Origin of the sequence: Paenibacillus sp. PL91 (genome assembly GCF_012935325.2) — a bacterium.
In the GTDB taxonomy this organism is placed as follows: domain Bacteria; phylum Bacillota; class Bacilli; order Paenibacillales; family Paenibacillaceae; genus Pristimantibacillus.
Map to the genome: position 1 here is coordinate 106,805 of NZ_JABBYG020000001.1, position 18,780 is coordinate 125,584.

The 18,780-nt window shown below is 48.6% G+C and carries 13 protein-coding genes; 12 read left to right on the forward strand and 1 reads right to left on the reverse strand.

The window, feature by feature from the left end:
- Positions 1–44 precede the first annotated feature (44 nt).
- The 3 genes from HI950_RS00515 to HI950_RS00525 are packed head-to-tail and all read left to right on the forward strand — an operon-like array spanning position 45 to position 3,130.
- On the forward strand, positions 45–1,451 hold the full coding sequence (locus HI950_RS00515) for a CapA family protein (protein ID WP_169082075.1): 1,407 nt from the start codon (positions 45–47) through the stop codon (positions 1,449–1,451).
- A 29-nt stretch (positions 1,452–1,480) separates the two neighbouring features.
- On the forward strand, positions 1,481–2,221 hold the full coding sequence (locus tag HI950_RS00520) for a glycerophosphodiester phosphodiesterase (RefSeq protein ID WP_169082074.1): 741 nt from the start codon (positions 1,481–1,483) through the stop codon (positions 2,219–2,221).
- 48 nt (positions 2,222–2,269) lie between these two features.
- Positions 2,270–3,130 (forward strand): DUF92 domain-containing protein, encoded by an 861-nt coding sequence (locus tag HI950_RS00525; protein WP_187768005.1) that lies wholly within the window; start codon positions 2,270–2,272, stop codon positions 3,128–3,130.
- A 54-nt stretch (positions 3,131–3,184) separates the two neighbouring features.
- Here HI950_RS00525 and dapA read toward each other — a convergent pair whose 3' ends face one another.
- Positions 3,185–4,060: a 4-hydroxy-tetrahydrodipicolinate synthase gene (gene dapA, locus HI950_RS00530; protein WP_169082072.1), complete on the reverse strand. Its 876-nt coding sequence runs from the start codon at positions 4,058–4,060 to the stop codon at positions 3,185–3,187.
- Between the two features lie 109 nt (positions 4,061–4,169).
- On the opposite strand from dapA, the gene HI950_RS00535 reads away from it, so the two are divergent.
- The 9 genes from HI950_RS00535 (at position 4,170) to HI950_RS00575 (ending at position 18,774) form a co-directional block, all read left to right on the forward strand.
- Positions 4,170–5,048: a LysR family transcriptional regulator gene (locus tag HI950_RS00535; protein WP_169082262.1), complete on the forward strand. Its 879-nt coding sequence runs from the start codon at positions 4,170–4,172 to the stop codon at positions 5,046–5,048.
- 272 nt (positions 5,049–5,320) lie between these two features.
- Positions 5,321–6,961 carry an extracellular solute-binding protein gene (locus tag HI950_RS00540; protein WP_169082071.1) on the forward strand — a complete coding sequence of 547 codons (1,641 nt, stop codon included), beginning with the start codon at positions 5,321–5,323 and terminating at the stop codon, positions 6,959–6,961.
- 93 nt (positions 6,962–7,054) lie between these two features.
- The gene (locus HI950_RS00545; protein WP_187768006.1) at positions 7,055–7,960 is read left to right on the forward strand and encodes an ABC transporter permease; all 906 of its coding nucleotides are present in this window, start codon (positions 7,055–7,057) and stop codon (positions 7,958–7,960) included.
- A 62-nt stretch (positions 7,961–8,022) separates the two neighbouring features.
- A complete protein-coding gene (locus HI950_RS00550; protein WP_411268060.1) occupies positions 8,023–8,877 on the forward strand; it encodes a carbohydrate ABC transporter permease in 855 nt (284 codons plus the stop codon).
- Positions 8,878–8,906: 29 nt separating this feature from the next.
- Positions 8,907–10,640 (forward strand): sensor histidine kinase, encoded by a 1,734-nt coding sequence (locus tag HI950_RS00555; protein ID WP_169082069.1) that lies wholly within the window; start codon positions 8,907–8,909, stop codon positions 10,638–10,640.
- A 13-nt stretch (positions 10,641–10,653) separates the two neighbouring features.
- Positions 10,654–12,336, forward strand: a complete 1,683-nt coding sequence (locus tag HI950_RS00560; RefSeq protein ID WP_169082068.1) for a response regulator transcription factor — start codon at positions 10,654–10,656, stop codon at positions 12,334–12,336.
- A gap of 92 nt (positions 12,337–12,428) precedes the next feature.
- On the forward strand, positions 12,429–13,703 hold the full coding sequence (locus HI950_RS00565; protein WP_169082067.1) for a Gfo/Idh/MocA family protein: 1,275 nt from the start codon (positions 12,429–12,431) through the stop codon (positions 13,701–13,703).
- A 271-nt stretch (positions 13,704–13,974) separates the two neighbouring features.
- On the forward strand, positions 13,975–18,072 hold the full coding sequence (locus tag HI950_RS00570) for a DUF4855 domain-containing protein (protein ID WP_169082066.1): 4,098 nt from the start codon (positions 13,975–13,977) through the stop codon (positions 18,070–18,072).
- Positions 18,073–18,087: 15 nt separating this feature from the next.
- A complete protein-coding gene (locus tag HI950_RS00575; protein WP_169082065.1) occupies positions 18,088–18,774 on the forward strand; it encodes an N-acetylmannosamine-6-phosphate 2-epimerase in 687 nt (228 codons plus the stop codon).
- Positions 18,775–18,780: the final 6 nt, after the last annotated feature.

Here is an 18,780-nt window from a genome sequence, read left to right on the forward strand (position 1 = left end):
ACGATTAACGGACTACTAACTTTATCGTAGAGGAGCCATCTTCCATGCACGTATCACGGTCCGAAATGCATCAGCAGGACAAGCTTAAACGTAAAAAAAGGCTTAGAAGACTTTTAATCGTAAATTTCACGCTTCTTGGTGCCATCATCGTTATTTTAGGCGCATGGCTTGTCGCAGCGAATTCAGATAAGCTGGCAGATTTGTTCAGCAAAGACAAGAAGGAGCAGGCAGAGGTTGCGAAGCCTGATTCAGAAGGCTCGGAAAATGCAGCAAACCCTGCAGATGAGGCTAATTCTGCTGAGGATGATGCCGCAGTTGTCGGCAATGAAGGCAGCAACAATGGAAGCAAGGATAGCAGCAATGGTAGTAGCAATGGTAGTAGCAATGGTAGCAGCAATAGTAGTAGTAATGATAGTACGAATGATAGCAGTACGAATGATAGCAGTACGAATGTATCGCCTGAAACTGATGATACCGATGTAACGGTTGAGGCACCAGGCAATGTAGAAGAGAAGGTCAGTCTTTCCTTCGTCGGGGACTTGCTGGTTGCAGATTATGTGAAAGCCATTACGGACCAAAAAGGCTATGATTTTCTATATAAACCGTCTTTATTGTATTTGAGCGAGCCCGATCTTACGGCTGGAAATTTGGAGTTTCCAGTTACGACAAGAGGAATTCCGGTTGAAGGAACGCCCTATGTGTTCAAAGGGTCGCCGGATGTGCTGCCGTCGATACGCGATGCAGGCTTTGATGTGATGAGCCTGGCCAACAATCATGCGCTTGACCAAGGCGTTGAGGGCATGCAGGATACGATGAAGCATTTGGATGAAGCGGGAATATCGCATATGGGCGCAGGCAATAACGACACCGAGGCATATGCTCCCGTCATTAAAGAGGTGCGAGGCATTAAGGTTGCCTATGTCGGCATTAGCAAAGTCGTGCCGTTCGGTTCATGGAAAGCGGACAAAAATAGACCCGGCTTAGCTGAAAGCTATGACGTTAAGCGCGCAACAGCCGCTATTGCAAAAGCAAAGGAGCAGGCGGATATCGTTATCGTGATGGTGCACTGGGGCAAGGAGCGTGTCGATCAGCCTGAGCCTTACCAAAAGGATTTTGGGCGGCAATATATTGATGCGGGCGCGGATCTCGTCATTGGCAGTCATCCGCATGTGCTGCAAGGTTTCGAAATGTATAAAGGGAAATGGATTGCATACAGTTTAGGAAACTTTATTTTTAGCTCGTATCCAAAGGAGACGGCGGGTGAGACAGGTGTCCTGGATGCGCTGTGCACGAAAAACGGCGATTGCGAGATGACCTTTCATCCGATGTTTACAGTAAATGCGCAGCCGACTCCGCTTGAAGCGGATGCCGGAAAGGCGCTGCTAGATCGATTATCTGCTATTTCTTTTGGCGTTAAGCTTAAAGAGGATGGTTCGATTGTCCCTAATTAATGGATATGCAATGAAAGGATGATCGCTTAATGAGAAATCCGTGCGTAGCGCACCGAGGCTGGTCTAGCCGCGCGCCGGAAAATACGATGGCTGCCATACGTCTTGCGATCGCTGATCCAGACGTGGAATGGATTGAGATTGACGTTCATCTGTCGAAGGACCATATTCCTGTTGTCATTCATGATTACACGCTTCGCAGAACGACGAACGGCAAAGGCGATGTGAAGAGCAAAACGGCTGCTGAGCTAATGTCTCTCGATGCAGGCAATTGGTTTTCGCAAAAGTATCAAGGGGAGCGAGTGCCAACGCTTGCACAAGTGCTTAAGGAATCAGTCGGTTATTGCAAGCTTAATATTGAGCTTAAGACGGACGGCATCCGTTATCCGATGATAGAGGAAAAGGTGCTGGCATGCATTCAAACCTATCACGCGGAGAAGGAAGTCGTCATAACCTCCTTTCATGAAGGGGCATTATATCGCATACGCAAGCTTTCCAGTCAAATTCGTACCGGCCTAATTATTGATAACTGGCGCAATACACTTCCAAAAGAGCTCAAGGAGCTGGGCTCCGACTTTCTTTCCATCGGCTACACTCGCCTGAACAAGGAACGAGTCGCGATGCTAAGGGAGGCAGGTATTCAAGTGATGGCTTGGACGATCAACGAAAAACGCGCCATTCGGAAGGTTGCCGAATTAGATCCTGATATTATGATTTGCACCAACTATCCGGAGCGCTGGCATGAGGCACGCTTGAAGAGTGTGAATAGATAGGAACAGCTTTTACTTCGGTTGATGCAAAAGCAGGAGGTCGCTCGTTACATGGTTGGATGGATGGATGAATGGTGGTTAAGACTGCTTGCCGGTTTAATCGGAAGCGGTCTTATTGCCGCAGCTGCTTATCGCGTGCGCTCATTGTCGGCATCGGGCGCTTGGTCGGCGATAATAATGGGAACCGGCTTCGTTACGCTTGGAGAGCCGGTTTGGTTCGGGTTATTGATCGGTTTTTTTGTCTCGTCGACCCTCTGGTCGAAGTGGAAAAGAAAGCATCGCGCCAAGGCATCGGCCGAGGCCAAATATGAGAAGACCGGGCGCCGCGATGCCGGCCAGGTGTGGGCTAACGGCGGCGTGGGCTTGCTCTTATGCGCAGCCAATGCGCTGTGGCCGGATCAAGGCTGGCTATTCGCGTACATCGGCGTGATGGCGGCCGTGAACGCGGATACTTGGGCCACCGAGATCGGGGCCCTGAGCAAGACGGCGCCGCGATCGGTGACGAGCGGCAAGCCGGTTGTCGCGGGAACGAGCGGCGGTGTCACGCCGCTCGGAAGCGCAGCAGCGCTCGCAGGCGCCGTGTTCATCGGCGCCGTTGCCGCGCTGCTGGCGGCCCCGCAGCCTGCTGCGGCTGCTGCGGGTACGCCTGGCGGCGGGCTTGCGGCGGCATACATCGCCGCCGCGGCCGCCGCCGGCCTGGCCGGGGCCTTCGCCGACTCCTTGCTCGGCGCAACCGGCCAGGCCATGTTCCGCTGCCGGGTATGCGGCAGCGAAACCGAGCACGCCGCGCATTGCGGCAGCGCGGCGGAGAAAGTGCGCGGCTTCGCCTGGCTGAACAACGACAGGGTGAACCTGCTGTCGTCGCTTTTTGCAGGCGCGCTAGCATGGGTCATCGGTCAGTTGCTTCTATGACCGTGGCGAACAGCCCAAAAAAAGACTGCTCATCCCGAGCAGTCTTTTTTTTTGTTACAGCAATTGTTCCAATTGTTCCTGCAGGCCTGCAGAAATAGGCCCCATCGGCAGACGAAGGGTATCAGAAGAAAGAATGCCTTGCCGGGCAAGCATCCATTTTAAAGGTGACGGATTGGATTCTTGGAACAACGTTTTGATCAAGGGAGTCAGGGAGTCGAATAGTAATTTGGCACTTGCGAAGTCGCCGCTGTCGGCAAGACGAAAGACTTCGATAAAAGCATCCGTGTTGATATTGGCTGAAGCGAGTATTCCGCCAGAGGCACCCAGTGCCAGCATATCAAGTAAATAAATATCTTCCCCGCAAAGAATGGGCTTCGTATCGTGGCGTTTCAGCTCTGATATGAGCTGAGTCCCGCCGGAGCTATCTTTTAGACCAATTACCCCATCTAAATCCAAAATTTTTCTCACTGTATCAGCAGTCAACCGGATTCCAGTGCGCGAAGGGACCTCATAGGCAATCACGGGTACCCCGACTTGCGCGACCCTCCGAAAATGCTCAACAATTCCCTCTTGCGAAGGCCGGCTGTAATAAGGGGTCACGACAAGAACGGCATCAGCACCTAGCTGTCCCGCCAGTTCTGTACGTTTCACGGTAGAGCGAGTATGATTCGTTCCCGTTCCGACGATAAGCGGCATCTTAACGTGGCAGTCGATCATGCTTGCTTTTGTCGCTTGTACAAGCGATTCCACCTCTTCCCAGGAGACGGCAGGCGATTCGCCCGTAGTACCGTTAATGACCAAGCCTTGGATATCATATGGAGACAGCTTTCGCAAATAGTTGCGGTACGATTCCAAATCCAGCTCCTCATTCGTTAAAAAAGGTGTAACAACCGGCACATAAATGCCTTTTAAATCCGATTCATTCAGCATCGTCTTGCCTCCCGTGTTCTTAGTGACTTTACTTTATCATGGAATTAAGCATCAGAGTTATCTATAATAATTGATGAGCGGTATCAATAATATTGATGTGGTGATTATGATGGAGCTAACCTATTTTCAAACCTTTCGTGAGGTCGCTTTGCGACAAAGCTTTACTAGGGCGGCAGAGGAGCTTGGCTATGCACAATCAAGCGTAACTACACAGATTCAGAAATTGGAACGGGCTTATGGCGTACAGCTTTTTGAGCGGTTTGGCAGGGGACTTCGGCTTACCTCGGCGGGCGAGGAGCTGCTGAAAATAGCTGTTCAAATGCTCGATCTCTATCAGCAATCCAAAGAAAAGTTGACGCAGCAAGGCGGAGGAGCCATCTCAATAGGAACGATAGATTCCTTGGCCTCTTATTATTTGCCGCCTTTGATCCAACAAATTAGGCAGAAATACGAAGATCTTGCCATTCGGCTTCATCCCGATAGCGAGTCTGCCATCGTCCAAAAAGTGAAAGAAGGCGAAATGGACGTAGGGCTCATTTTAGAACATAAGCCTTCAGATCCGGCGCTTACCTGGATTACGATTAAAGAAGAGCCTCTTGTGTTGATAGCTAAGCCCCATCACCCCTTATCGCTGCTCAAGGAAGTAGAGCTTTCTCATTTGAATGGGGCGGAGTGGATTATGGCGGAAGTTAGCTGTAATTACCGCATAATGCTGGAGAAATTGCTGCGGACAAGCGGCATTTCGTATCGAATTGGCTTGGAGCTCGGCAATCCTGAGGCGATTAAAAGATGCGTGATGGCAGGCTCTGGCATATCGCTTTTGCCTAAAATGGCAGTTGAAGAGGAAATCAGGCGGGGTGAGCTGATTGGCCTTCCATTCCGTCATCCTGAAATTCGCTTGGATCTGCAATTGATTATTCATCCCAAGAAGTGGATGTCGCATTCGCTGCTTGAATTTATTGAAATGCTTAAGTCAACGACAGAATAATATTGCCGGCTGCGTACCCCTATCTTGAAAAGATGCTATTAAGCTTGCAACCTCTCAACAGTGACGGTGACTGGTGGGAGGTTTTTCTTTGATGAGATGGGCGGCTTAACCCATTTGTTTCTTGTACAAGCGCACTGTCAAGAGGTGTATACGAAAGTAAAAACTAGTATATGGAAGAAGATCGCTCTCCTTCCTATACTAGAACTATGAAGGGAAGCTGCACATCAAAAGAGAGCAGCGCAAACTATATTGAGTCCATGTGGAGGGGTAGTATGAAGAAAAGGAAGGTTCTATTGATTGTCGCATTGATTGTTTGCTTGGCTATTACCGCATGCAGCAAAAACACAAATGAACCGCCGGAAAAGCAGTCGGACACGACAACCGAACAAGGAAATGAAGTGATTGAGGTTTCGACGGTTTCGCCAAGTGATCCATATTTGAAGTTCGATGAAGGCGAGAGCTTTGAGAAGAATGCCGTTTATGATGCCTACGAGAAAGACATCGGCGTTAAGATTACGAATAAATGGGTAGCGGATATCAGTCAATTCAAGGAAAAGGTAAAAATCACGATCGCGTCGGACGATTTGCCGGACTTCCTCTTAGTTAATGCGACACAATTGAAAGAGCTGACCGAAGCGGATATGATCATGGATCTGACGGAAGTTTATGATGAGTATGCCACAGATGAGACGAAGAAGTTTTTGACGATGGATGGCGGAAAGCAAATGAAAACAGCTATGTTCGACAATAAGCTTATGGGTATTCCCAGCTCTTACAATCCGTATAGCTATCAGTTCCTCTACGTGCGTACGGACTGGCTGAAGGAGCTGAATTTGCCTGAGCCCCGAACTATGGCTGATTTCATCGCGATTGCCGAAGCCTTTAAAGCTAAAGATCCTGGCGGCACGGGTACATCATACGGACTCGCAATAAGCAAAAATCCGTTTAGCATGGAAACGGGTGTGACGGGATTACGTGCATTCCTCAACGGTTATCATGCGTACGAGAATATTTGGCTAGAGGATGGCAAGGGCGGTTTGGTCAATAGCGATATTCAGCCGCAAGTGAAGGATGCGCTCGCCGCATTGCAGGATATGTTCAAAAAAGGACTGCTTGATCCTGAATTCGCAGTAAAAGATGTGGAGAAAGCTGCCGAACTCATCTATGACAATAGCATTGGCATGGTATATGGCGCATCCTGGACGCCGGCTCAGCTCGTAAAAGGAGCTGTGAAGGACGGAAAAGTCGTACAGGAGTGGGGAGCGTTCCCGATTCCTACTGTGGATAACGAGCCGGCATTATCGCAAATCGGTCTGGGCGTTGACGAGTATTATGTCATCTCCAAGAAAGCGAAGCATCCGGAAGGCGTCATTAAATTGCTGAACCAATGGATTGCGGTTGACAATCATCCCACAGCTGAGCAAAAAGTATATGAATTCGGTAAAGATCTTGTTGATAAAAGCAACAATTACTGGCTGCTTAGTCCGCTTCGGGTAGGCAAACAAATGGACAACAACGGCGAAGTGCTGCCAAAAGCGATTGAAAGCAAGGATACAAGCATTCTGGAGACGAAGGATCAAAGAACGCGGTATGAGCGTGCGATGAAATACGTTGACGGCGATACAAGCCTGTGGTGGGAGTATCTGATTTCAGGACCTAAGGGCGTGTTTTCACTTGTTCCGCCGATCCAGAAGAACGAACAATACCTGCAGAACAAATTTTATGGCGCACCAACGCCGGCGATGGCGGAGAGACAGGAAATTCTGCTCAAGAAGCGGGATGAAGTCTATTTCAAAATTATAATGAATCAAGTTCCCGTTGATGAATTCGATAAATTCGTAGAAGAATGGAAAAAGCTTGGCGGCGATGAAATAACAAAAGAAGTGAACGAGTGGTACGCCGCGCATAAATAATCGTAAAGCGGATACAGAGGGATTGCGCGAAACAATCCCTCTTTTTATTAACCAATTTTGATTACTCTTTAGTTAAGCAGCGAGGTGAATGGGATGAACGTATTAACAAGGATGTGGAGAAGGGAATGGCCGCTTCATTTGATGCTGCTTCCGGGAATCCTTTTGGTTTTGATTTTCAGCTATGTCCCGATGGCTGGCATCATCATGGCTTTTCAGAAATTTATACCGAACAAAGGTTTGTTCGGCTCGCCCTTTATCGGTCTGAAAAACTTTCAGTTATTAATGGATTACCCCGATATCGGGCGCATTTTCTTGAATACCGTCTATATTGCCGTGATGAAAATTGTAGCGGGTCTGCTTGTACCCATCACGATTGCGATACTGCTTAACGAGCTGCGGAGAGAATGGATAAAACGGACGTTCCAGACGCTCGTATATTTACCGCACTTTCTGTCCTGGGTGCTGCTAAGCGGGATTTTAGTTGATGTATTGTCTCCTTCCTCCGGCATTTTCAATCAATTGCTTGGCGTATTCGGAATCGCGCCAATTTTTTTCTTGGGGAGCAATGATTGGTTTCCTTATGTGATGGTCGCTTCCGACGTATGGAAGGAGTTTGGATTTGGGACGATTGTCTACCTGGCTGCGTTAACCGGCATCAACCCGTCGCTTTACGAAGCAGCGGAAATTGACGGCGCTGGACGGGTTAAACAGACTTTTCACGTGACGCTGCCCGGCATGATGCCGATCATCGTGCTTATGTTAACGCTTAATATCGGGAATGTGCTCAACGCCGGATTTGAACAAATCTTTAACCTGTACAGTCCCCCCGTCTATGAAAGCGCGGATATTATCGACACCTTTGTCTATCGAATGGGAGTGCAGCAGGCCCAATTCGGTTTCGCAACGGCTGTGGGCCTTTTAAAATCGATCGTCTCTTTTATTTTCATTTCTCTATCTTATCTCATAGCTTATCGTGTAGCTAATTACCGCATTTTCTAATGATCGTTCGTCATTCAGAAGGGAGACATACCGTGACTACAACCAGATCATTGGGCAGAAGAATGTTCGAAGCGTGCAATTTTATTTTTCTGCTGCTTATATCCTTTTTATGTCTAATGCCTATTATTCATATTTTGGCGATCTCATTCAGCTCCGGAGCTGCGGCGGCAGCCGGCAAGGTTGCCCTGTGGCCGGTTGACTTCACAACTGCCGCTTACGAGAACGTGTTCGGAAAACCGGAATATTTACGGGCATTCTCGGTATCGGTCCAGCGCGTTATTTTAGGAACATCGCTTAGCATGCTGCTGATGATTATAACGGCCTATCCGTTATCCAAAGATCCCCGTCAATTTCGGCTCAGAACTTTTTATGCTTGGCTATTCGTATTTACGATTTTATTCAGCGGCGGCCTAATTCCTTCCTATCTGACCGTAAAATCGCTAGGTTTGATCGATACGCTATGGGCTTTGGTATTGCCGACAGCGATTCCGGTGTTCAATGTCATTCTGCTGCTTAATTTCTACCGTAATTTGCCTAAAGAACTTGAGGAATCCTCCCGAATAGATGGAGCAGGTTATTTTACGACGCTGTGGAAAATATATGTGCCGCTATCACTGCCGGCCTTGGCAACGACGGGTCTATTTACGATAGTGGGACATTGGAATAGTTGGTTTGACGGCATGCTGTATATGAATCATACTGAGAATTATCCGCTGCAAACGTTTTTACAGACTGTCATTATCAAGATGGATTTTCGCTTTATTAAAGCGGAGAACGCCGAATTGATGCTCAAGCTGTCTGACCGTACAAGCAGAGCGGCACAAATTTTCGTAGCGGCTTTTCCGATTCTTATTGTCTATCCTTTCTTGCAGAGATTTTTCATCAAAGGAATCGTGATGGGAAGCGTAAAAGAATAGATCGGAGCGCAAACAGGAGAGAACAGACGATGAAAAGCTTATTCTTATTGCGCGATTCCTCCATATTCAAAAAAATGATGGTAGCCTTTCTGGCGGCCTTACTGCCGCTGATGGCGATTACTTGGATGATTATCGAGAAAGGCTCGGACCATATCCGCAGCGAAATCTCGGAATCGGTTCTGAATACAACGCGGTATTATATGGATTCGCTGGACAAGGAAGCGGACCGGATTAGCCGTTATTTGCCAAACTATGTGATGGACAAAGATTTGATGGAAATTGCAACGACAGGCCATGAGATAAGTCCGTATGAGCGGACGCGCAAAATATTGGATATCCAAAGACGGTTGGAGCTGATGAAAAATTCAAGCCCCTTTATTAAAGAGGCGAAGGCTTATATCCCCTTAATCGAGCGTACGATTTTGAGCAATAATTTCGAAACCGGTTTGAATGAAACGGAATTTTTATCGATGCAGCATAATGCGAAATTGTATGTAGAACCGTTTATTTACTGGGAAGACCGATTGTTTATTACGATGCAATATCCCATTAATACGGTTAAAAATCCGTTATATATTGTAGGGGTTGAGCTATCCACTGCCAAGATCAAAGAAACGTTGTCGCAAATTGGCGGTGCGCGGGGCGGGCAGAGCGTGCTGCTGAATTCGGAACGCGGCTGGGTCATTGAAAGCAAGGCGGACCCCGCTTGGCTGGAGAAAATGAAGGCGTTTGCATTGGAAAAGCGGGAATCGCAATCCGATGAAGGCTACGAAACGATTATTTATAACGGTAAGCGATATCTTACCGTCTATAAATATTCCAGCCTGTGGAACTCCCATTCGATCACCTGCATACCCGAGGAGATGGTACTCGGTTCGTTGCAGATGTATCAGTCCTTATTCTGGTGGGCTTGCGCGCTTTCCGTTTGTATCGTGCTGTTCTTTACTTATTTTTTATTGCGATTTATTTACCGGCCATTGATGAAGCTGGTGCATTCCTTCCGCCGCGTTCAGCAGAACAGGCTGGAGGCGATCGTGATCGACCGCGGAGCCGATGAATTCGGTTATTTGTACCAAGCCTTTAACGATACGGTGCGATCCTTGAAAAAACTAATCGAGGAAAATTACGAGCAGCAAATCCGGAATCAGCGTTCAGAGCTGAAACGGCTGCAATCGCAGATTAATCCTCATTTTTTATATAATTGTTTTTTTGTGCTGTGCCGGTTGATTAAATCCGAAAACCAGAAGGAAAAGGCTTATCAATTTTGTTTGTATATCGGGCAATACTTTCAGTTCATTACCCGCAATGATGAGGATAACATCCCGTTCGAGCTTGAGGTAGAGCATTCCCGCACTTATATTGAGATGCAATCGATCTGTTACGGGGAACGCATACAAGTTTTGTTTGAAGGAGATGTTCCTGCTATTTACGTTCCAAGACTGATTCTGCAGCCGATTATCGAGAATGCTTACAAACACGCGTTAGGCAACATGCTACAGCCTGGCGAGCTGTGGGTTCATACGAAGCAAAAGGAAAATGAATTGTCTATTTTCGTTGAAGATAACGGCCGAAGCATGACGGATGAAGAGATGGAGCTACTTCGGAAGAAGCTGCGCCACTCCGCGAATTGGATCGAGGCAACGACAGGAATGATGAATGTGCATCGCAGAATTCAGCTGCGCTACGGAGAGGAATACGGCATTACGCTGTCACGGTCTGAATTAGGCGGGCTGCAGGTCAGAATGAGGCTGAGCGTGAACTAGAGGAGGAATCAGCATGTACAGACTGCTTATCGTCGATGACCTGCCCATAATCGTCGATGGTCTTCTTGAGTTATTCGAACAGATCGAGCATTTGCAGCTCGATGTGATGAAAGCTTATTCCGGAGAAGAGGCCTTGGAAATTCTGTATCATCATCGTATTGATATTGTGGTTTCCGACATTAAGATGCCGGGAATAGAAGGGATCGAGCTGCTGCAGGAAATTAAATCGCAATGGCCTGCCTGCAAGGTTATATTTCTTACCGGCTATAATGATTTCCAATATGCGAGGAACGCCATTACTTACGGCGGATTCGATTATATTCTGAAGGTTGAAAGCGACGAGAAAATTATTCAATCCGTGGAACGGGCTATCGAAAAAATCGAGGAAGAGCAGGATCAAGCGCAGATGTTCGCGAGAGCGCAATCTAAAATGAGAATGGCATTGCCCTCGCTGCAAAAAGAGTATATGTGGGGACTCTTCCAAGGCAAGCAAGCAACGGATAGCCAGCTCGGACAAATATTTAGAGAAATTGATATTCCTCTCGATGCCGCAATGCCGGTTTATTTGCTTATTGGAAGAATAGATGCCTGGAAAGAGATGTTTACAACGCCGGATAAAGCTCTGTTGACCTACGCGCTGCAAAATATTTGCGACGAGTATTTGTCGTCGCAAGTAAGAAGCTATTCTGTCGTATTCGAGCTGTCAAAGATCGTCTGGATGATTCAACCGAAAGCCTCTGATGAGATATCCGCCGATCCCGGCAGCGTGGGGTGGACTCGAGCCCATCGTTACACGAGCGGTATTCTGGAGACCGTTCAAGCAACATGCAAGAAACTGCTGGGACTCCCGGTTTCTTTCCTTCTGGGAAGCGAGGCAACAACATGGAATAATTTATCGGATCGGTTTCATTCCATCAAATACGGTTTGGTACAAGGGAATGGATTATTTCATGAAGTCATTATGACAGATAAGGACATCCGGAAAGAAGGGGCGGGCGCCAAAGCCGGAAGCTATCAAGACGGCTTTTATCATGCCAAGGTTCAATTGCTCATGGGTTGCCTTGAGAATAATCATCGGGAGCAATTCAACAAGCTGTATGTCGAGCTAACGGCTATATGGAATGATCCGGGAACCCCTAATGAGCGGAAGATCGAATTGTACCATTCGATTTCGGCGGTGTTTCTGTTCTATATTCATAAAAATCGGGAAGTTTGCGATTACGTAAATACGCAGCTGGACCTTGATAAGTTATTTCGTTACGACGATTCGACTTCATGGCCGGAGCTGATTCAATATTATTGGCATATGGCCGACTGCTTTTTCGAATGGAATACGCTGCGGGGCACGCCATTGCCGACGGAGGTTGTTGACAAAGTGCATCGCTATATCGAGAAGCATATCTCTACCGATATTTCCTTAACGGCTCTAGCAGATTACGTGAGCCTCAATCCATCGTATTTATCCAGACTCTATAAGCAAATGACGGGTGTCGGATTATCGAAATATATGAACGACTACAGGAATCTGAAGGCGAAAGATATGCTGCTGAACACTTCGATGAAAGTAAATGAAATCGCTGCTGTGCTAGGGTATAGTTCGGCGCTTGCCTTTATTCGCTTTTTCAAGAAGCAGAACGAAACGACGCCGCAGGACTTCCGTACGGCACGCTGTCAAACCCAAAATCAAGGTCAATAAATGTATATGAAATGTAAGCAACGATCTCTTTCGCCTCCCGATCTGTCCTTATACAATTGAAGTGCAGAAGGCGTACAGGAGGAGGAAAAGCCTTGAGAACATTAACGGCCGTTATACTAGGCGCCGGCAGCAGAGGGAGATACATTTATGGACCCTATGCCGAAAAATTTCCGCATGAATTAAAAATCGTTGGGGTTGCCGAGCCGGACGATGAGCGCAGAAACCGGTTTGCAGAGATTCATCGAATTGACCCGGAGCATGTTTACGATTCATGGGAAAAAGCATTTAACCGAGGCCGAATTGCAGATGTGATGATCATTTGTACTCTGGATCGGATGCATTATATACCGGCGATGAAAGCAATGGAGCTGGGTTATCACGTCATGCTCGAGAAGCCGATGTCTCCCTCTCTGGAGGAATGCATCGAATTGGAGCAGGCATCGCTCCGGTTGAAGCGGCTGCTCGTTGTCACGCATGTTCTGCGTTATTCTCCTTTCTGGTCGGGCATCAAAAAATGCATCGACGATGGCGAGCTCGGAACCGTGGGTACGATTCAATTAACCGAGAACGTCGGCTATCTCCATATGACGCATAGCTATGTGCGCGGGAATTGGCGTAACGCAGAGGAGACGAGTCCGATGATTTTGGCTAAATCCTGCCATGATCTGGACATCATTTCCTGGCTGATGAAGCAGCCCTGCACAAGCGTCAGCTCGTACGGCTCTTTGCTTCATTTTAGACCGGAAAATGCTCCGGAAGGCTCGGCGGACCGCTGCATCGACGGCTGCGAGGTCGAGAAAGAATGCGCTTTTTCGGCTTTGAAAATGTACATGCAGCCTCCGGATCACCCTTGGGCACGTTATATGACGAATGATTTATCTCAAGAAGGCATTTTAAAGGCTCTTAAGGAAGGACCGTTTGGGCGCTGCGTATACCGCTGCGATAACAATGTCGTTGACCATCAGGTAGTTAATCTGGCATTCGCCAATGGTGCGAACGCCTCGTTCATTATGTCAGGGCTGACGCAAAGCGGCACGCGCCGGGTTCAAATTATGGGCACGCATGGCGAAATCATCGGTGATATGGATAAGGGAGCTTTTTCGTTATACCGCTATGCAACAGGGGAACAGCTTGAGATTCGCTGCAATGTGGAGGGAGACGGCCATGGGGGCGGCGATGAACGGATGGTAAGCGCATTTCTGCGCGATGTTCGGGCGTTTGACAGCAATCCTTCACATGGCTTGACTTCTGCGACGGCGTCCCTGCAAAGCCATCTGATGGCATTTGCAGCCGAGCATTCGAGATTGCATGAGGGGTTAGCCGTAAAGCTTTCCGATATGGAAAGAAAAGAAGAAATGCCGCTATAAATCCATTAAGTTTGCCGTACCATCCCCAAAAATCGCCGCTGCCATTAGGATTATTCCTAGTGGCAGCGGCTTTTTTGCGCGGATACTCAACAATCCGGAGGCAGGTAAATAAGTGTATATAAAAGTAAGAAGTTATCTCTTTGAAACTACGGCTAAGTTTCATATTGTTACAGTACAGACATCGCCATTAGCATCTACTTTTATCGCGGGAGAATCATGGAAAGGAGGACAGCTGTTACTCTACTCAAAAATAGAAAGGGAGCTGCCAGTTATGATATTGAATAAAAGTTGGATAGCCATCGCAATGATTACGGTTATGTTGTTGACAATGGTTCCGCTCGCTCAAGCGGAAGAGGGGCAGCCGGCGATGCGCAATCTTGCTGCCGGACTTGGCTATGAATGGTCGGAAGCGCCGGAAGCAACGCATCCGGATGATCGCAATAAGCTGACGGATGGAGCCTTTGGCAAATTGGATATGTCGGATCCGGCGTGGGTAGGCCACGTGAAGAAGATGACGCGCGAAGTCGTATTTGATTTAGGCGAGAGCAAGTCGATCTCGAGCATTAGAGCAAGATTTTTGCAGGATTGGCCTACGGGCTCCACGCTTGTGCCGTTGACGGTCTCGATGTACGTCTCTGACGACAAACAAAATTGGGGAACGCTTACCCATCAATCCACCAAGCTGCTTTGGGGTGATGGACCGCCAAGGGAAGAGGTTTTCGACTGGGTTGGAAGCAGGGATGGAATCAAAAGCGGAAATTCCGCCGCCGCGGTGGCTTATGCCCGTTATGTGAAAGTAACCTTTTCGATGCATACCAGAGCTTGGGCCTTCATTGATGAGGTTGAAATCTGGGGCGCGGATGGAAAGGTTGAGGGAGCGGAGCAGGTTGCGGCAGAACAGCCGGCCTTGCTTGAGCCGGGCGAAGCGACAGGCGGCATTCGGAATCTAGGGCTGCTCTATAATGGACATTACGCGAATGGCAAGGGGGACTGGTCGAAGGAGCGGATTATTCCTAATATCAGCTACGTAGATCAGACAGGGGAGCCCGTTGATTGGTTGTTTGACGGGGTTTTATATCTGGGCTTAACTACTCCGAACGGACATGGGTATAACGGGGGCGCAAACCTTGAGGACTGGAAATGGTATTTGGACAAAACCTTTGCGGCAGCAGGCGATATGCGGCAGTTGAATGATGCGACCATGGAAGTCGGCGCCAAGCTGAATAAGCCTGATTATAAGGAAAAGGTCGTCTTGATGATCCCGGACCCAGGCGAATATTTGAATGATTTTGGAGATGTTGATGGCGACAGCGTATCCGAAAGCTTCAATGCTTCTGAAGTTGGAGAAGAGGCAGCGCTTGCAAATCGAGTGAAAGCGGTACAATGGTGGTTGAATGAAGTGGAACAAAGATGGGCAGCGGAAAATTACTCCCATCTTGAGCTAGTTGGCATGTACTGGCTAGAAGAACAGATTAGCACAAGCGCCACTGGGCCTGACTTACTTCGTTCGGCGAGCGAAAGCGTGCACGCAATGGACATGAAGCTATTTTGGATCCCGCACTCTTTGGCTTACAAAAGCCATATGTGGAAGGAGGTTGGGATTGATGCCGCAGCCTACCAGCCCAACTATTTTTTCGAGGAATTGAGCATTGACCGTCTTGAAGACGCTTCCAACATAGCTAAGCAGTACGGAATGGGCCTTGAGCTAGAGTTTGATGACCGTATGCTGACGGATGGGATTTTCCGTGAAAGGTATATTGATTATTTGAACAGCGGCGTAGAAACCGGTCTTATGCAAGCAGGTTTTAAAGCTTACTACCAAGGCAATAATGCGGTATTTGATACTTCGGCGAGCGCCGATCCTGCTACGCGCATTTTATATGATTGGCTCTATCAATTCGTAAACGGAACGTATCAAATGAACAATGCCACGCCTCCAGAGGCCGTTGTACAAATGAACGGCCAATTGCTCCAAAGCGGTGCAGTCGTGCCCTTTACGGAGTCTGTTCAGTTTGAATGGGAGGTAAAAAATGATGATGGGAGCGGGCTGACGAAAGTTACCGCTACCTTTGACGGCAAGCCTTATACGGAAGGGAGCGTCATCGATCTGGCAGGCAAGCCAGGAAAGCATGAGCTCGTGGTCACCGTGGCAGCAGGCAAGTCACAAAAAACATCCTATGTGGTTGAAGCGGCAACCAGCGCTTCCGATATGGCCATGTTAGTTAAACGGTACGATGAACAAAAACAATTCACGAAGGAGGAAGCGCCCATTTCCCTGAACAATTATTTGGAAATGATAAAGCGCTTCGAGGGAACCGACAAGGCAAAGGCAACTAAGTATTTAAAAGGCTTCAACGCCAAGTTGGACCTTCTAAAGAAAGATCAAATGATTTTGGATGGGGCGTACAACACACTGAAGGAAGGCGTCTATTACCTATTGGGGAATATGGCGCTGAATAAAGCCGTGGAATCCTCTTCGGTAGAAGCTTCCAATCCTAATTATGTTGCCGAAAAAGCGGTTGACGGATTCCCTGCTACAAGGTGGTCTAGCGAGACGATTGACAACGTCTTGTTCCAGATCGATCTCGGCGAAGCGAGGGAGATGGATACGGTAAGATTTGACTGGGAATATGCGCGGGCCAAGACCTACAAATTAACCGTTTCCGACGATAAGCAAAACTGGACAAGTGTGATCAAGGAAAATGGCGGTGCAATTACGGCGCAAGACGGAAAAGAAACCGTTCATTTTGATCCGGTCAAGGCCAGATACTTGAAATTCGAAGGGATTGAAAGAAATACTTTTTACGGATATTCCTTCTACGAATTTGGGGTATATCACCTTTCGGGAGCCGAAGAAGTATCGGCAATTGACGGCATTAAAGCAGCGGTAGACGCGGCATCCAAAAAAGTAACGCTGGACGGATTAATGATGAATGGCGAACTTGCTAATGTGCGCTTGAAAGTGCTTGATCCGAAAGGAAAGGTTCATTATGAGGCTCAGACGGCTAGTACAAAGGCGGGAAGCTTCCAATTCGTATTTATGCTTACGGGTGAAAAAGAGGGGACCTATGAGGCGTATCTAACAACGGACGATATGAGCCAGCCGGAGAAAGTAACTTTCGAATATAAGAGGCCCGTGACAGGCGGAGGCGGGGGAAATCCTGGAGCAGCTCTGCCTGACTTGTTTCAGCCGCAATCTGATGGTTCCGTTAAAGCGGAAATTCATTCAAAGCTTGATTCTAAAGGAACGGCCGTTGGCGCGGTCAGCGAGCAAGACCTGCTAAAGGCGATTGCTAAAGCAAAAGCAGATCAAGACGGTAAGCAGAAGGTGAGCATTGTGCTTAGGAGCAACTTTGGGACAGCGAAATATGCAGTGGATCTTCCAGCGGTTTTCTTGTCCGAGCATCCTAATCTGCTCATTGAGGTGAGCTATCCTAAAGCGACAGTTTTGCTATCCGGACAGATGCTCCCGAAATCAGCAGAGACTGGCAAGCAACTTCGTTTTGTAATGGGGGAGCGTGACGGGAAGTCTTTGAAAGTGGACGATCAACTCTTGGGACCGATCGTCGAGCTGTCGGCGGAAATGGATGGCAAGGCTTATGAGTGGAGGAATGAAGAAGCGCCGATTACCGTTACTGTTCCGTATTTGCGTTCCGACCGTGAGACTGTGTCGAGAATCGGCATCGTGTCCATTAACGATCAAGGCAAAGCATCAGCGATTGCGGATGCGGCCTATTCCGATTCCGCTAAGCAGATCAGGTTCGATACAGGCCATACAGGCACCTATGCGGTATATTATGCGCAGCAGGCATCGCTATTTGAGGATCTCAGCAAGCATCCATGGGCGCGGGAAGCCGTTGAGAAGCTGGCTGCCTTAGATATCGTAAAGGGAACTTCGGCTGCAACCTTCAGTCCGGACGGACAGGTAAGCCGGGCAGACTTTGTCTTAATGCTCGTCAGAGCTTTAGATTTGCAGGCTGAGGCAGGCGGCGCATGGGCGGATGTCCAACCACAAGATTATTATTACGAGGCTGCAGCCATTGCTAAGCAATTGGGTATCGTTACCGGCATCGACGGCGAGCGATTCGCGCCGAAGGCAAAGATTACACGCCAAGATATGATCGTGATGGCGGCGCGGGCGCTGATGGCGGCGAAAGCAACGGAGATCGCGGGAGATCTCACCGTACTTGACCGCTTCAAGGATGCTGGAAAGGTATCCGGTTATGCGGCAGGCAGCATTGCAGGCATAATCGAGCAGGGCCTGATCCAAGGTGACGGAGAAATGATCAAACCGCTTAACCATTCTACCCGCGCTGAAGCGGCCGTCTTCCTGTACAGATTATTGAATTTTGTACCGGAGCAACTATAGTAACGGAGGGCTTATATGGCTAGACGAAGTAACATTTTTTCAAAAAAGGGCTTGATCGTATCGTGCCAAGCGCTTGAGCATGAGCCTCTCTACGGAGGCGACACGATGGCCAAGATGGCAAAAGCGGCGGTTATGTCTGGCGCAGTCGGCATCCGCACGAATGGCGTGTTCGATATTGTTGCCATTAAACAAACCGTCAGTGTGCCGGTTATCGGGTTGATTAAGCGAGCTATCCCAGGCTCGGACATCTATATTACACCGACGCTGGACGAGGTGAAAGCGATCGTGTCTGCGGGTGCCGACATCGTTGCGCTTGATGTGACGGACCGGGAGGGACGACTGGAAGCGGCAGCTCCGCTCATCGATTATGCGCAGCAGCACGGCGCTGCCGTCATGGCGGACATCTCGACGTTTGAGGAAGGGCTTGCGGCGGAGCGGCTCGGCGTAGATTTCGTCGGAACGACGCTTTCCGGGTACACGCCCTACAGCTCACAGAAGGAGGGGCCAAGCTTTGAACTGATCGAGCGGCTGTGCGAAGCTTTACAAGTTCCGGTTATGGCGGAGGGCCGCATCTGGACGCCGGAGGAAGCTGCGAAGGCAATGCGCGCGGGCGCTTCCTATGTCGTCGTAGGCAGCTCGATCACGCGTCCTCAGCTCATTGCGACCCGTTTCACTCGGGCATTGAGCAAGATACACGGATAAAAGAAC

Coding starts and splice junctions, on each gene's coding strand:
- HI950_RS00515 (WP_169082075.1), top strand. CDS start 45: ATGCACGTATCACGGTCCGAAATGCATCAGCAGGACAAGCTTAAACGT.
- HI950_RS00520 (WP_169082074.1), top strand. CDS start 1,481: ATGAGAAATCCGTGCGTAGCGCACCGAGGCTGGTCTAGCCGCGCGCCG.
- HI950_RS00525 (WP_187768005.1), top strand. CDS start 2,270: ATGGTTGGATGGATGGATGAATGGTGGTTAAGACTGCTTGCCGGTTTA.
- dapA (WP_169082072.1), bottom strand. CDS start 4,060: ATGCTGAATGAATCGGATTTAAAAGGCATTTATGTGCCGGTTGTTACA.
- HI950_RS00535 (WP_169082262.1), top strand. CDS start 4,170: ATGGAGCTAACCTATTTTCAAACCTTTCGTGAGGTCGCTTTGCGACAA.
- HI950_RS00540 (WP_169082071.1), top strand. CDS start 5,321: ATGAAGAAAAGGAAGGTTCTATTGATTGTCGCATTGATTGTTTGCTTG.
- HI950_RS00545 (WP_187768006.1), top strand. CDS start 7,055: ATGAACGTATTAACAAGGATGTGGAGAAGGGAATGGCCGCTTCATTTG.
- HI950_RS00550 (WP_411268060.1), top strand. CDS start 8,023: ATGTTCGAAGCGTGCAATTTTATTTTTCTGCTGCTTATATCCTTTTTA.
- HI950_RS00555 (WP_169082069.1), top strand. CDS start 8,907: ATGAAAAGCTTATTCTTATTGCGCGATTCCTCCATATTCAAAAAAATG.
- HI950_RS00560 (WP_169082068.1), top strand. CDS start 10,654: ATGTACAGACTGCTTATCGTCGATGACCTGCCCATAATCGTCGATGGT.
- HI950_RS00570 (WP_169082066.1), top strand. CDS start 13,975: ATGATATTGAATAAAAGTTGGATAGCCATCGCAATGATTACGGTTATG.
- HI950_RS00575 (WP_169082065.1), top strand. CDS start 18,088: ATGGCTAGACGAAGTAACATTTTTTCAAAAAAGGGCTTGATCGTATCG.